Below are 14,681 nucleotides of genomic sequence, written 5' to 3'. Positions count from 1 at the left end.
CCGGGGCCTAGAGCCGGAAGCGCTCGTGTCCCGAGTAGACGCACGTCGCCCCGGTCGACACGGTCTCCCTCAGGTGGGCCGCGAGACCGGGGTGGCGTTCGTCCAGTTTCCGCAGCGCGTCGCGGATGCGGGCGGTCACGGCCTTGCGGGCGCGTTCGGCCTCGTCGCCCAGCCGCCGGGTGCGGCCGGCCAGACCGGCGGCGGCGCGCAGCTCCTCCAGCAGGGCCGCGCGCTCGCGGTCCAGGGCGGCGGCCCGCTCGTCGTCGAAGGCGCGGTCGATCTCGTCGTCCAGCTGCGCCAGCCGCCGCCGGTACCGGGACTTGGCCTCGTCGTCCAGCACCGCGTCACCGCCCAGCCGCGCGGACGCCACCGCCTCCGGCGCCAGCAACGACACCGCCGCCACCGGCTCACCCGGGCTGCCCAGCAGCACGTGCAGGTCGCGCAACCCCTTCGTGTCCGGCACCCGCACCGTGACCCCGCCGTAGGACAACGCCCACACGTCACCGTCGCGGCGGAACTCGCAGCCGGACCGGTCGGGCGACGACAGGCCCAGCGCGGCCGCGTCCCGCGCGACCGAGGCGACCAGGTCCCCGGCCGGCACACCCTGCGCGCGCAACGCCTCCGCCAGGTGACGCCCGGCCCGCACCGCCCACGGCCGGGCCCTCATCCGCTCGGCCGACCGCTGCGCCGCGACCAGCTCCTCGGCCGCCTCGTCGCACCGGCCCAGCGCCAGGTCGACCAGACCGAGCCACAGGTCCACCGGCCCGCTGATGTCGCACCCGTACAGCGAGACCAACCACTTGCCGCGGTGCGGCGCCAGCCGCTCGCGCACCCGCGCCGCCAACTCCCGGTCACCCGCCGCGTGGGCGTACTGCGCCTGGAACCGCAACCACAGCGGCTCGAACGCCTGCTGGAAGCGGTCGTCCTGCACCCGCTGGTCGACGTGGACCCGCGCGGCCGCCACGTCACCGCGTTCGAGGGCGACGATGCCCTCCAGCAGACCCGGGAACGGGTGGCTGCTCGCCCGGATCTCGGCCGCCAGCTCGTCCAGCGCGGCGAACCCGCCCTGCGGCAGCAGCAGCGCCCACCTCAGGTGCAGGTACATCATCCGGAAGCCGAGGTGGCTGCTCGCGCCCATCTCGGTCGCCTTGGCCAGCAACGCCTCCGCCTCGGCGAACCGGCCCTGCATCGCGGCGATGATCGACTGGTCGATGGCGGCCGAGAAGTTGAACCGGGTCATGCCCAGCCGCTCCGACAGCGCGACGAACGCGTTGACCTGGTCGAGGTAGCGCGGATCGCCCAGCTCCACCAGCGCCACCCACCGGAACGAGGTGGCGAAGTGCTCGGCGGTGTGGTCGCCGCTGCGCCGCGACACGGTGATCAGCTCGTCGGTCAGGGCCAGCCGCTGCTCGGCGTTGCCGATGCCGGAGGTGGTGTCGTGGGTCGCCCACAGACCCGAGGCCAGCGCGTCGTCGTCGCCACCGCCCCGCGCCGCCTCGGTGGCGTGCAGGCTCATCTCCCGCGCCAGCACCTCCGGCGGCAGGTCCGCCGGCGGCCCGATCAACCGGCCGTACGCCTCGCGCACCGAGGCGGTGGCCTGGCCCTCGTCCTCGGCGAACCGGTAGACCGCGAGCGCGACCCGGGCGAACGGCTCCGGATCGTCCAGCTCACGCGCCCACGCCGCGGCCTCGTCGAAGATCCGCCGCGCCTCGGCGGGTTCGGCGCAGTGGTAGAGCTCGTTGCCCAGCTCCAACGCGACCGCGATCCGCCGGCGGGCGCCCTCGGCCCGCTCCAGCGCCCGCCGGTAGTGCCCGGCGGCCTCCTCGACCGCCATCCGGCGGCTCGCGTCCCGGGCCGCCGCCACGATCAGGTCCACCGCGCGGTCGGCGGGCAGTTCGTCACCGGCCAGGTGCGCGTGCCGGGCCAGGTCGCCGGGGGACACGCCGTCGGCCGGGTCGCCGTCCAACGCGCGCACCACGGCCGCGTGCCGGGCGTCCACGTCGGACAGCGACGCGTACAGCGTCTCGCGCACCAGGTCGTGCGCGAAGGCGAACCGGCCACCGCCCAGCCCCAGCACCAGGCGGGCCTGCGCGGCCTGGTCGAGCAGCCGGTCCACCGCGGGCACCGGCAGCGACGCCGTCGCGGCCAGCACCCGGCGGTGGAACTCGTGCCCGAGCACGGCGGCCGTCGTGAGCAGGTCGCCGACCTGGGCGGGCAGCAGCGACAGCCGGCGCCGCAACGCGTCACGCACGCCGGGCGCGATCGCGGTGACCGGGCCGCCGCCGTGCCACAGCCGCGCGGTCTGCTCGACGAAGAACGGGTTGCCGCCGGTGCGCAGGTGCACCTCGGCGACCAGGTCGGGATCGGGCTCGCGGCCCGCCGTGCGCGCCATCAGCTCGCCGACCTCGGCCGGTGCGAGCCCGGTCAACGCGACCGTGGCGGCGCGGCTCAGCAGCGGTGTCATCATCGGCCGCAGCGGGTGGTCCTCGGCGTCGACCTCGTTGTCGCGGTAGGTGCCGATCAGCAGCACCCGTTCGAACCAGGTGTGCTGCGCGGCGAACTCCAGCAGCTTCAACGACGCCGGGTCGGCCCAGTGCAGGTCCTCCAGCACGACCACGACCGGCCGGTGGTGCGACACGGCCACCAGCGCCGTGGTCACCGCGTCGTAGAGCGGGAAGCTCTCCGGGCTGTGCTGCGAGGGCGCCTCGCCGAGCAGCACCGCCAGCGGACCCCGGTCGACCGCCTGCCACTCCTCGGCGGTGGCGGCCCGGCGCAACGCCCGGATCACCTGCACCCACGGCCAGTAGCCGGGCGCGCTGTCGGAGTCCCAGCACGAGCCGCCGAGCACCAGCGCGCCCTGCCGCCGCGCCTGCTCGGCCGCGCCGGTCACCAAGGTGGTCTTGCCGATCCCGGCCTCGCCGGCGACCAGCACGACACCGCCGTGGCTGACCGTCGCGCGGTCGACCTCCGCGCGCAGCACCCCCGCTGGGTGGTCACGTCCGATGAGTCGCATGGCAGGGTGAAACCTAACCCACGGGACCGACGGTTCCCCGGCGTTCAGGCGATGTCGGGCGCACCCAATTCGCTCAGACGTGCGAACGCGGCGTCCACCGCACCCGGCAACGCGGCCGGTTCGCCATCCGCCACCGCGTTCCCGGCCAGGTAGCAGGCCAGCGCGACCTGCGGCGCCAACGCCGCCACCTCGGCCGACGCACCCCGTTCGAGCAGGGTGGCGCGGAAGATCTCGGACAGCCGCGCGAACTTCCGCGCCGAGCGGTCGCGCAGCTCGGGGTTCTCGCGCAGCAGCCGTTCATGGGCGCGGTAGTGCTCGGCGTCCGCGGTCAGCTCCCGGCACAGCCCCACCACGACCTCGCGCAGCTGCGCCACCACCGATGGCAGGTCGGTGACCGGCGGCAACGCCCGGTGCCGCGTGGTCAGCGTCTCGACCAGCGCCTGCTCGTCGGAGAACGCGACCTCCTGCTTGTCGCCGAAGTAGCGGAAGAAGGTGGTGCGGCCGACCTCGGCCCGTTCGGCGATGTCGGTGACCGTCACGGCGGCGAACCCGCGTTCGGCGAACAGCTCGAACGCCGCCGCCACGATCTGTTCCCGTGCGCGCTGTTGCTTGCGCTCGCGCAGCGGCGCCCGTCCCGACATGGGCTCAGCATAGCGGTCCGGTACGAAGTCCAGTACGGTACTCAGTACCAGTTCGAACTACGTACCAGGAGTGACCCGTGGGGACGACCCTGATGACCGGCGCGAGCCGCGGCCTCGGCCGCGAGGCCGCCGAACACCTGCTGCGCCACCACCCGGACCGGCGCCTGCTCGTGTTCAACCGCAGGCCCGGTCTGGCCGCCGAACTGGCCGGGCGCACGGGCAACCGCAACGTCTCCGAGGTGGTGTGCGACCTGGCGTCGTTCGCCGACATCCGCCGGGCCGCGGCCGAGGTCGACGAGCCGCTGGACGGGTTCCTGGGCAACGCCGGCCTGCAGATGGCCACCACGCGCAAGGTCACCGCCGACGGTGTCGAGATGACCTTCGGCGTCAACGTGCTGGCCTACCACCTGCTGCTGAACCTGCTGCGGCCGCGCTTCGCCAACCCGGCGCGGATCGTCGTGGTGGCCAGCGACGTGCACGACAGCGCGCACAACAGCATGGGCCTGGTCCCGCCGCCCCGGTGGGACGACCCGCGCGCGCTGGCCCGGCCGGGGCAGGAGGACACCGGTGTCGCGGGCAGGCGCGCGTACGCCACCAGCAAGCTCGGCGTGATCTACCTCGTGCACGCGCTGCGCCGGCGGCTGCCCGAAGGCGTGGACGTCTACTCCTACAACCCCGGGCTGGTGCCGGGCACGGGGCTGGCGCGCGACGCGGGCCGGGTCGGCCAGGCCGTGTTCGGCGTCGTCGGCACCGCGCTGCGGGTGCTGCCGACCGTCACCGGCAAGGCCAAGGCCGGTCGGCTGCTCGCGCAGACGATGACGGGACCCCGCCCCGGCGACAGCGGCGCCTACATCAGCCGGGGCGAGGTGATCCCCTCCTCGGCCGAGTCCTACGACGAGCGGCGCGAGGAGGAGCTGTGGGCCGTCGCCGACGAACTGTGCGGCCTCACCTCGGACGACACCACCCCGAGCCGGCCCGCCGGGCACTGAGCGGGACCAGCGGATACCAGGCCGGATGCCGGGCATGAGGGAGACCGGCGGGTCAGGCCGGTTGGCGGGTACTGATGGGGGCCGCCGAGCACTGGACCGGCCGTTCCCGGGCCGGTCCGCCCGGGCCGCTCACCGAGGAGCGACCCGGGCGGTGCGCGTCAACCGAGCGGTTCCACCCAGATGTTGCGGAACCGGACGTTCTCACCGGGATCGCCGTGGTCCTGCAACCGCAGCGGCCCCGCGGTCGACCCTTCGGCCGCGCCGCCGCCCGTCGGCCCGTCGACCACGAAGTCCTGGTGGACGGTGACGCCGTTCCACACCACGGTCACGCGGGCGTTCGCGATCTTCACACCCGCGCTGTCGAAGCGCGCCGCCCGGAACGTGACGTCGTAGGTCTGCCACGTCCGCGGCGCGGTGCCGGCGTTGGGGGAGGCGGCCCTCTTCAGGTAGATGCTCCCCGCGTCGTCGGCGGCCAGCGGTTGCTTGCCGAAGCTGTCCAGGATCTGCAGCTCGTACCGGTCCTGGAGGTACACGCCGCTGTTGGCCCGTTGCTGACCGGTCACGTCCGGGGGCAGGTTCGGCAGCCAGAACTCCAGGTGCAACCTGAAGTCGCCGAACACCTGCCGGCTGCGGATGTCGCCGCCCAGCGCCTCCATCGAACCGTCGGCGACCGGCCACGAGGGCGCGCTGCCGTCGGCGTTGCGCCAGTTCTCCGTGCCGCCACCGTTGTAGAGGACGACGCGCTGGGCCGGCGTGACCGTCAGGTGGTCGAGGTTGACGTGCCCGATGTCGCCGGCGTCCACCCGGTAGGCGATGGTGTTCGCGCCGGCCCGCAGGGTCAACGCCTCGGTGTGCGTGGCCCACGTGTCCCAGGTGCCGGTGTCGGCCAGGGCGACCTGCCTGACCTTCGCGCCGTTGACGTACACGCTCACCGTCTTGGTCCCGGAGGACGGGTTCGGCCCGTTGCTGTAGCGCAGGCCCACGTTGTGCGAGCCGGCCGCCGTCGCGTTCACCGCGAACCGGGTGGTCGCGCCCGGGGTGCCGTAGCCGTCGACGAAGCCCGCGCCGGTGTAGCCGGTGTGGTCGGTGTTGACCCCGGCGCCACCGGACAGGGCCGCGCTCTCCGCCTCGAACGACTGGGTGGCCGACGGCGCGGTGCCGACGAGGTTGTTGAGCGTGTACCAGGCCTCGGTGTTCCAGAGCGGCACGCCGGTGTTCGACGAGAACGGGCGCGGCGAGCGCAGGTGCACCACCCGACCGGCCTTGAGGCCGTTGAGCTTCACCGTGACCTTCCGGCCGTCCGCGGACAGCGTCGCCGACGCGACCGACAGGTTCTCCTGGTCGACCTTCGGCCCGCCGTACGTGGGCGCCGCCGCGTACCGCCACTGCGCCGCCCGGTAGCGACCGGCGAGCCCGGCCGCGGTCGCCGCCGACAGCGGCTGGGTGTACTCGACCTCGAACCCTCCCGCGACGGCGCGCATCGCCAGCACGTCGAACGTCCGGCCGCCGTTGGGGGTCAGCTTCTGCAGGCCGTGCATCAGCTTGCCGTCCTGGCCCCAGTTGCCGCCGTCACCGATGCCGCCGGCGTAGATCGCGCCGTCCGGGCCGAGGCTGATCCGGTTCACGCCGGCCTCCAGGCCCTGCGTCATCCGGAACACCGCTCCCTGGTACTCGCCGTTCACCTTCTCCAGGAACGCGCGCTGCAAGCCGCCGTAGGTGACGTCACCGAAGATCATCTGCCCGGCGTACGGGCCCTGGGTCAGGTGCAGCGGCGTGCTGGGTGAGTTCGCGATCTCGTTCTGCGGCAACCACAGCACGGGTGCGGTGACCGGGTTGGCGTCGAACGGGCCGGCCGGGGTGGTGTAGTGGTTGAAGAACCGGTCCTGCTTGACGTGCACCATCTTCGACGCGGGCAGGTAGCCGCCCTGGTTGTCGTTGACGAAGATGCTGCCCTCGGGACCCCAGCCGATCCCGTTGGGCGTGCGCAGGCCGCCCGCGATGTAGTGGACCTGCCCGGTGGCGCGGTCGACCCGCACCGTCGTGCCCCGGTTCGCGGCGGGCTGCGGGTTGGTCGTGGCGCCGCCCTCGTTGATCGCGACGGAGAGGCTGAGGTAGAAGGACCCGTTCTGGTGGAGCAGGCCGAACGCGAACTCGTGGAAGTTGCCACCGTACGGCCACGTCGCCACCGCACGGGACTGGTCGATCACGTCGTCGCCGTTGACGTCGGTCAGCTCGGTCAGCTGGTGCTTCTGCGAGACGTAGAGCCGGCCGTCGAGCGCCTTCAACCCCATCGGCTCGCGCAGGTTGGTCGCGATGCGCTTGGTGGTGACCCGGTCGGGCGAGGTGGCCCCGGTGACGTTGCCGAGCAGCCAGACCTCACCGGTGTCGGTGTTCCTGCCGCTCCAGGTCGCGATGGCCAGCCTGCCGTCGGGCAACCAGTCCATCGCGCCGACCCGCGGCTGGAAACCGCTGGGGCGCAGGTTGGTCAGCGTGAAGTCGGGGTGCACGGCGTTGAGCGGCAGCCCGTCGCCGGGTGAGTCGGCGACCGTCGCGCACTCCTTGCGGCCCGGCGCGGTGACCCGGACGACGCCGCTGTCCGTGCTGAGCGCCGAGTTCGGCACCACGGTGAAGCCGGTCGCGCCCGGCGGCCGCCACTGCAACGTCAACTGCTGGCCGCCGTCGCGCTCGAAGTGGTCGATCAGCAGCGAGTGGTACCCGGTCGACAACGTGACCGAGCCGTCCTTGGGATCCGGCCCGTGCAGACCGTCGTGGTCGACCACCACGGCGCCGTCGATGGACAACCGCGAGCCGTCGTCGCTGAGCAGGCGGAACGCGTAGCTGCCCGCCTGGGTGATGTTGACGTTGCCGGTGACCTGGGCGACGAAGCGGTCGGCGAACCCGAAGTCGGTGGTCGACGCCCAGTCGACGGTGGGCATGAGCTTGTCGACGTTGGGCGTCTGGGCGGGCTTGAGGGTGCAGAGCCGGTCCAGCGACACCTGGATGTCGAAGACCCGCAACGTCACGCCGGGCTCTTGGGGCGGCACGGCGTCGCTCTTGGGATCCGCCGTCGCGAGTCCCGGTCCGGTGATCAGCAGGGTGGCGGCCAGGAGGCCGAGTGCGGGGTTGCGCGTCCGTCGCGCTGTCCATCTCATGATCCATGCTCCAGGAGGGCAGGGACGACCACGCGTTGTCCGACGTCGTCGTCGCACGGTTGCAGGGTCCGCACGCGGTGGCGGGGTGGGGCAGGGGAGTCGTGTGCGGTCACGGGGATGGCGAACGTGGTGAACGGTAGGTGCGGGACAGTGGTCTAGTCCATAACTTTCGCTGATTCCGACCTGACTTTTGTCTGGTTCATGCACAAGTTCGGAATACTTTGTCGTGGGCGTCCACGGCCTTATGCTTCTGGGAGCGCTCCCAGGTTCGATCGGAGCTCGTGCCCCAGCCAACGGCGGTGAAGGGACAAACGACGTGAGGTTGTTGCTGCTCGTCTCGCTGCTGGTCCTGACCCTCGCCCCACCCGCGGTCGCCGCCGCGCCGGGCGAGTGGATCGAGGCCGAGGACGGCGTGCTGTCCGGCGTCGTGGTCGAGACGACCGTCGAGGGCTTCTCCGGCGCCGGCTACGTCGGCGGGTTCGACGAAGCCGCCGACCACGTCACCATCACGATCGCGGACAGCCCCGGCGGGCTGCACGACCTCACCGTCCGCTACGCCGCGCCCAACGGGCCGAAGCACACCGCGGTGTCGCTCAACGGCAGCCCGGTCGGCGAGGTGGCGCTCGCCGAGAGCGCGGGCTTCACCGAGGCCACCGGCGCGAAGCTGATGCTGGTCGAGGGCGACAACACGGTCACCTTCACCACGAGCTGGGGCTGGTACCTGATCGACGCGATCGGCGTCGAGCCGAGTGCCCCGTCCGCGCCGGGCGTGCACGAGGCCGAGGACGGCGAGCTGAACGGCACCGTGGTCGAGTCGAGCGTGGCGGGCTTCTCCGGCCGCGGCTACGTGGCGGGCTTCGACACCGGCACGGACAACGTCACCATCACCATCCCGGACAGCCCCGGTGGGCTGCACGACCTGTCGATCCTGTACGCCACGCCGTACGGCCCGAAGACCGCGTCGCTGTCGCTCAACGGCGGCGGCCTGGGCGACGTGCAATTCCCCGAGCACCCGACGTTCACGTCGATCGCCGCCGGCAAGGTGCTGCTGCGCGAGGGCGACAACACGGTCACCATCACCAACAACTGGGGTTGGTACCTGATCGACGCGATCAAGGTGACGCCCAGCGCGCCGCGCGGCCCGCACCAGGTCACCGGCGCGCTCACCGACCCGGCGGCCACCGCCGAGGCCAAGGGTCTGATGCGCTACCTGGCGCAGAACTACGGCACGACCACGCTGTCCGGCCAGCAGGACCAGGCGAGCATCGACTGGGTCGAGCAGAACACCGGCAGGGCGCCCGCCGTCGGCGGCTACGACCTCATGGACTACTCGCCCAGCCGGGTCGAGCGGGGCACCGTGGGTCAGGACGTCGACCACGCCCTCGCCTACGACCGGCGCGGCGGCATCGTGACGCTGGCCTGGCACTGGAACGCGCCGTCCGGCCTGATCGACCAGCCGGGCAAGGAGTGGTGGCGCGGCTTCTACACCGACGCGACGACCTTCGACGTGGCCGCGGCCCTGGCCGACCCCGCCTCGACCGACTACCGGCTCCTGATCCGGGACATCGACGCGATCGCCGTGCAGCTCAAGCGACTGGCCGACGCCAAGGTGCCGGTGCTGTGGCGGCCGCTGCACGAGGCCGAGGGCGGCTGGTTCTGGTGGGGCGCCAAGGGACCGGAGCCCGCCAAGCAGCTGTGGCGGATCCTGCACGACCGGCTGGTCGGCCACCACGGCCTGCACAACCTCATCTGGGTGTGGAACTCCGTCTCGCCCGACTGGTACCCCGGCGCCGACGTGGTCGACGTGGTGAGCATGGACTCCTACCCGCCGCAGGGCGACCACGGTCCGGTGATCGGCCCGTACGAGCGGCTGGTCGAGCTGGGCGGTGACAAGAAGCTGGTGGCGCTGGGCGAGGTCGGCTCCATCCCGGACCCCGACCTGGTCCGCGCCTACGAGGCCCGCTGGTCGTGGTTCGTCACGTGGTCGGGCTCGTTCATCCAGGACGGCGTGGTCAACCCGCGCGACTTCGTCCAGCGCGTGTACGACCACGCCGGCGTCGTCACGCTCGACGAGCTGCCGGACTTCAAGACGACCCAGGGCGAGTGCACGGCGACCATGCGCGTGGTCGCGCAGTGGGGCACCGGGCACCACGTCGAGATCACCCTGCGGCACCAGGAGAACGCGCCGTCCGCCGGCTGGCGGGTGAGCTGGCCGCTCGCCTCCGGGCAGGCCGTCCGGCACGCCTGGGGCGCGACCATCACCACCGACGGCACGACCGCGACGGCGAGGAACCTGTCGTGGAACGCGGCCGTCAAGCCCGGCCAGAGCACCACGTTCGGGTACCTGGCCACAGGCTCCCCGACAGCGCCTGCGTTGACTTGCGCTATCGGGTGATCGCGTCCGGTGGACCGGCGGGAGCGAACAGGGGACCGGACGCGGTGTCCGCACCCACCTCCCGCCACCACCGGGCTTGCTCGGGTGTCGTGACGCCGGCGGCGGTCACACCGATCCCGGCGTCACGCACCACCTCCAGCACACCGGCCAGCGCCCGCGCCACCGCCGAACCCGGCTCAGCGGCGGGCGACTGCGCCACCCGGACCGCCCGCACCGGCACCCCGTCCAGCAGGCGCACCAGGTCGTCGGGCGCGGCGGTGAAGTCCTCCAGCTCGATGCCCACTTCCTCCTCCGCCAGGTAGCGCAGGTCGTCGGCCGACTCACCGCGGTCGCCGAACAACGCCTGCGCGGGCGCGCCCAGCCGCAGCGACCGGGCCGGCAGCCACGTGTCGGCCAGCACGTCGCGCACCACGCCCTGCAGGTCCGGGTCCGCGGCCTGGCTCGGCGTCAACGCCCAGCGCACCGGCAGGTCGCGGTGCAGCTCCCGGCTCCACGAAAGGGCCTGCTCGCACGCCACCCGCAGCGTCCACGTGCCCAACGGCACGATCAACCCGGTGTCCTCGGCCAGGGCCAGGCACTGCTCGTGCGGCAAGGCGCCCAACGTCGGGTGGTCCCACCGCAACACCGCCTCGGCCGACTCCACCCACCCGTCCGCCAACCGCACCACCGGTCGGTACAGCACCCGGATCTCGCCGTTCTCCCACGCGCCGGGCATGGTCGCGGCCAGGCTGAACGTGCGCCGGTCGCGGCCGTCCTGCGCCCGGTCGGACAGCTCCCACTGCCGGCGCCCGTTGTGCTTGGCGCGCCGCAACGTCAGGTCGGCCGAGTCGAGCAGGTCCGCCGGCGCGGAGTCGCGCGGCGGCCGGTGCACCACGCCGATCGTCGCCGACACCGCGACCCGGTGGCCGTCGGAGTGGAACGGCGTGGACAGCACGTCGTTGATCCGCCGGACCATCGTCACCACGTCGGGCGTGGACGGCGTGTTCTCCACCAGGATCGCGAACTCGTCGTACCCGAACCGGGAGACCATGGCGTTCTCCTCGGCCACCACCACCGCCGCCAGCCGACCGGCGACGACCTTGAGCACGTGGTCACCGACCTCGCGGCCGAGGCCTCCGGTGATCCGGGAGAAGCCGTCCAGGTCGAGGTGGAACACGCTGACCCCGGCACCGGGGTCGGCCGCCCGCAGCGCGTGCTCCAACCGGCTGGAGAAGTACTGCCGGTTCGGCAGCCTGGTCAGCACGTCGTGCAGCGCCTGGTGGTTGAGCTGACCCTGCAGCAGGTTGACGTCGGTGGCGTCCTCGGCGAGCACGATCACCTGCGCCCGGCCCTCGGTCCGGCGCAGCGGCGACAGCGTGAGCGTCACCCAGGCCAGCTCGCTGTCGGCGCGCAGCAGCCGGCGCGGCTGGGTCATCGACGTCGTGCCGACCTCGGCCAGCTCCGCGAACTCGGCCCGCAACGCGGTCCGCTCGTCCGGGTGCGCCAGCGCGAACAGCGACATCCCGGTCAGCTCGACCAGCGGCCGGTCCACGATCCGGGCCAGCGCGGCGTTGGACCGCACCAGGGTGCCGTCCGGGTCGGCGGTCGCGATGCCGGTGGACAGGTGGTGCTCCAGCAGCTCGAACCGCGCCTCGCTGTACTGCAACTCCACCTGCGCCTCGCGCATCGCCTTGTACAGCGAGCGCCCCAGGTGCTCCTGCTGGGTCAGCACGGACGCGCGCACCTTGTCGACGAACCCGGCGGAGAGCGAGGCGATGACGTCGACCACGCGTTCGCGCAGCTTGTCCGGCGGTGCGAGCCCCGGCATCGCGAGCAGGCCCTTGCTCACGATCTCCACCGTCACCTGGAGCGCTTCGGCAGTGGTGCAGTTCAGCGCGACCAGGGAGTCGCCGACCTCCCGCCCGGCGCGCTGGGCCAGCGACTCGGTCGTCACCCCGGCGTGCAGCCGTTCGACCAACCCGAGCAGCTGCCGTTCCAGTTCGAGGGTGGTCAGCGGGATGAACGTGCGGGAGCTGAGCAGGTAGGCCCACTTCTTCGCGAGCTTGGTGCGCGCGCGCAGCCCGTCCGCGTCCTGGGGGAGCGCAGCGGTCATCAACGGCCTCCGGTCACCGGTTCGCGGTCGGGCTTGCGGCCGACACCGGCCCACACCTGGGTGTTGTCCTCGGCCCGGTCGGCGATGTCGCCCGCGCCACCCGGCCGCCACAGCGCGTGCCCGACCACACCCGGCTCGATCAGCTCGTAGCCGTCGAACAACGCCGTCACCTCGGCGTGCGTGCGGTACACGAGGTTGTCCTTCGACCTGCTCTCGCGCACGGTGTCCGCGGCACGCCGCATGGTCTCCGCGCGGTTGTCGGCGGTGGCGTGCGACAGCACCATGAAACTGCCCGGCGCCAGCCGGTCGCGGTACCGGCCGAGCAGCCCGACCGGCTCCTCCTCGGGTCTGATGAAGTGCACCACCAGCAACAACAGCAGCGCGACGGGCTCGTCGAAGTCCAGCATGCCGGTCACCTCGGGCCGGCGTAGCAGGTCCTGCGGGTCCCGCAGGTCCGCCTGCACCGCCGTGGTGTTCGGGTCGTCGGCCAGCAGCAGGCGACCGTGCGCGACCGCCACCGGGTCCTTGTCGACGTAGACCACCCGGCAGTCCGGCGCCACCTCCCGCGCGACCTCGTGCACGTTGCCCACGGTCGGGATGCCGGAGCCGATGTCGAGGAACTGCCGCACCCCCCGCTCGGCGAGGTGGGTGACCGCGCGGCGGAGGAAGGCCCGGTTCAGCCGGACCAGGTCGCGCGCGCCCGGCAGGACGCTCAACATCTGGTCGCCCATGGCCCGGTCCACGGCCAGGTTGTGCGCTCCGCCGAGCAGGTAGTCGTAGGTCCTGGCGACGCTCGGCACCGTGACGTCGACGCCTTCGGGAACCCAGTCCAGATCACTCATGGCGCACTCCGCGGCTTTCGCGCTTCGGTGGGGACGGGCGGACCATGACATCCAACAGCCTGCGTGCCGCACGCACCAGCGGATCCAACAACTTAACCCTAATGCGCGATCCCGCCGGACTCCGAACGGCGCCTAGAGTGCACGCCGTCAATTACTTGCTGGAACCAGGGAGCGGCACCCGATGACCGCCAGTCCGAATACCAGCAACACCCCGAAATCCGAGCCGCCCACGGTTCCCGGCCGATTACCCCTGCTCGGGCACACCGCCGCGATGCTGCGACAACGGCTCCGGTTCACCGCCGACCTGCGGTCGCACGGCCCCGTCGTGCGCATCTACCTGGGCAGACTCCCGCTGCACTTCGTCACGAACGCCGAATTGGCGCACCAGGTGCTCACCGGCGAGACGGACAAGTTCGACAAGGGCATCTTCGTCGACAAACTCCGGCGCGTGTTCGGGAACGGCCTGGTCAGCACCAACGGCGATATCTATCGCAGGCAACGCCGGATGATCCAACCCGCGTTCCACCGCCGACCCCTCGCCCGGTATTCGGAGACGATGACCGCACTGGCCGCCGACCTGGCGAATTCCTGGCGGGATGGACAAATCCTGCAACTGGACCGGGTGATGCAGGACCTGGCGATCTCCGTGGCCGGCCGCACGCTGTTCTCCGCCGATTTCGGGCCGGCGGTCAGCGCGGAGATCCGGGCGCACACGCCGACGTTGATCCGGCTCGGGGTGGTCCGCGCGCTGTCGCCCGCGGTGGTGGAGAAGTTGCCCATCCCGGCGAACCGCCGCTTCGACCGGGCCATCGCGCACGTGCACCGGGTCGTCGACGACGTGGTCGACTCCGCCCGCGGCGACCGGGACGACCTGCTGTCGGTGCTGCTGAACGCGCGCGACGAGGACACCGGCGCGGCCATGGACCGGCAGCAGGTGCGCGACGAGGTCGTCACCCTGCTCACCGCGGGCACCGAGACCACCGGGATCGCGCTGGCCTGGCTGTTCCACGAGCTGGCCCGCAACCCGGGGGTGCGTGGGCGGGTGCACGCCGAGGTGGACGACGTGCTCGACGGCCGTGCCGCGACGATCGACGACCTGCGTCGGCTGCCGTACCTGGACCGCGTGATCAGCGAGGTGCTCCGCCGCTACCCGCTGTGGATCATGCTGCGGCGCACCAACGCGCCGGTGTCGTTGGCCGGCGTGCGGTTGCCCGCCGGCACCGAGGTCGGCTTCAGCCCGCACGCGCTGCACCACGACCCGCGCTACTACGACGAGCCGACGCGCTTCGACCCCGACCGGTGGCTGCCCGACCGGGCCGCCGCCCTGCCCAAGGGCGCCTACGTGCCGTTCGCGGGCGGCCTGCACCACTGCCCGGGACACGCGTTCGCGCACATCGAGATCGCGATCGTCGCGGCCACCCTCGTCGCCCGGTGGCGGCTCGTGCCCGTGCCGGGCCGACCGGTGCGCCCCAAGGTGATCGGCCTGCTGTACCCCGACCGGCTGCCGATGACCGCCCACTCCCGCTGATCCGTTCCGATGAACGTCCGTTCCGATGA

The 14,681-nt window shown here is 72.4% G+C and carries 8 protein-coding genes; 3 read left to right on the top strand and 5 right to left on the bottom strand.

The features are described from left to right. Positions 1–7: 7 nt before the first annotated feature. Positions 8–3,013, bottom strand: coding sequence for an AAA family ATPase (locus tag AB0K14_RS33600; protein WP_360463263.1), 3,006 nt, complete (start codon positions 3,011–3,013; stop codon positions 8–10). Between the two features lie 44 nt (positions 3,014–3,057). Continuing rightward, on the bottom strand, positions 3,058–3,654 hold the full coding sequence (locus tag AB0K14_RS33595; RefSeq protein WP_360463266.1) for a TetR family transcriptional regulator: 597 nt from the start codon (positions 3,652–3,654) through the stop codon (positions 3,058–3,060). A gap of 77 nt (positions 3,655–3,731) precedes the next feature. On the opposite strand from AB0K14_RS33595, the gene AB0K14_RS33590 reads away from it, so the two are divergent. After that, positions 3,732–4,643, top strand: a complete 912-nt coding sequence (locus AB0K14_RS33590; protein ID WP_360463269.1) for an SDR family NAD(P)-dependent oxidoreductase — start codon at positions 3,732–3,734, stop codon at positions 4,641–4,643. 158 nt (positions 4,644–4,801) lie between these two features. On the opposite strand, the gene AB0K14_RS33585 is transcribed toward AB0K14_RS33590, so the two are convergent. Beyond that, positions 4,802–7,795: a family 16 glycoside hydrolase gene (locus AB0K14_RS33585; protein ID WP_360463272.1), complete on the bottom strand. Its 2,994-nt coding sequence runs from the start codon at positions 7,793–7,795 to the stop codon at positions 4,802–4,804. Positions 7,796–8,111: 316 nt separating this feature from the next. On the opposite strand from AB0K14_RS33585, the gene AB0K14_RS33580 reads away from it, so the two are divergent. Next, entirely contained in the window at positions 8,112–10,190 is a 2,079-nt protein-coding gene (locus AB0K14_RS33580; RefSeq protein ID WP_360463275.1) for a glycosyl hydrolase, read from the top strand. Here the strand turns inward: AB0K14_RS33580 and AB0K14_RS33575 are convergent. Together AB0K14_RS33575 and AB0K14_RS33570 are read right to left on the bottom strand one after the other, a co-directional pair. Next, positions 10,180–12,282, bottom strand: coding sequence for an EAL domain-containing protein (locus AB0K14_RS33575; protein ID WP_360463278.1), 2,103 nt, complete (start codon positions 12,280–12,282; stop codon positions 10,180–10,182). The two genes, AB0K14_RS33580 and AB0K14_RS33575, sit on opposite strands and share 11 nt — an antisense overlap. Then, entirely contained in the window at positions 12,282–13,124 is an 843-nt protein-coding gene (locus tag AB0K14_RS33570) for an SAM-dependent methyltransferase (protein ID WP_360463281.1), read from the bottom strand. Before AB0K14_RS33570 ends, AB0K14_RS33575 begins: the two co-directional genes overlap by 1 nt. Positions 13,125–13,305: 181 nt before the next feature. Between AB0K14_RS33570 and AB0K14_RS33565 the strand changes: the two genes are divergently transcribed. Then, positions 13,306–14,652, top strand: a complete 1,347-nt coding sequence (locus AB0K14_RS33565; RefSeq protein ID WP_360463284.1) for a cytochrome P450 — start codon at positions 13,306–13,308, stop codon at positions 14,650–14,652. The last annotated feature ends 29 nt before the right edge of the window (positions 14,653–14,681 follow it).

Source organism: Actinosynnema sp. NPDC050801 (assembly GCF_040673975.1).
Lineage (GTDB): Bacteria > Actinomycetota > Actinomycetes > Mycobacteriales > Pseudonocardiaceae > Actinosynnema.
This window is presented reverse-complemented; position numbering and strand designations above follow the sequence as displayed.

Coding starts and splice junctions, on each gene's coding strand:
- AB0K14_RS33600 (WP_360463263.1), bottom strand. CDS start 3,013: ATGCGACTCATCGGACGTGACCACCCAGCGGGGGTGCTGCGCGCGGAG.
- AB0K14_RS33595 (WP_360463266.1), bottom strand. CDS start 3,654: ATGTCGGGACGGGCGCCGCTGCGCGAGCGCAAGCAACAGCGCGCACGG.
- AB0K14_RS33585 (WP_360463272.1), bottom strand. CDS start 7,795: ATGAGATGGACAGCGCGACGGACGCGCAACCCCGCACTCGGCCTCCTG.
- AB0K14_RS33575 (WP_360463278.1), bottom strand. CDS start 12,282: ATGACCGCTGCGCTCCCCCAGGACGCGGACGGGCTGCGCGCGCGCACC.
- AB0K14_RS33570 (WP_360463281.1), bottom strand. CDS start 13,124: ATGAGTGATCTGGACTGGGTTCCCGAAGGCGTCGACGTCACGGTGCCG.
- AB0K14_RS33565 (WP_360463284.1), top strand. CDS start 13,306: ATGACCGCCAGTCCGAATACCAGCAACACCCCGAAATCCGAGCCGCCC.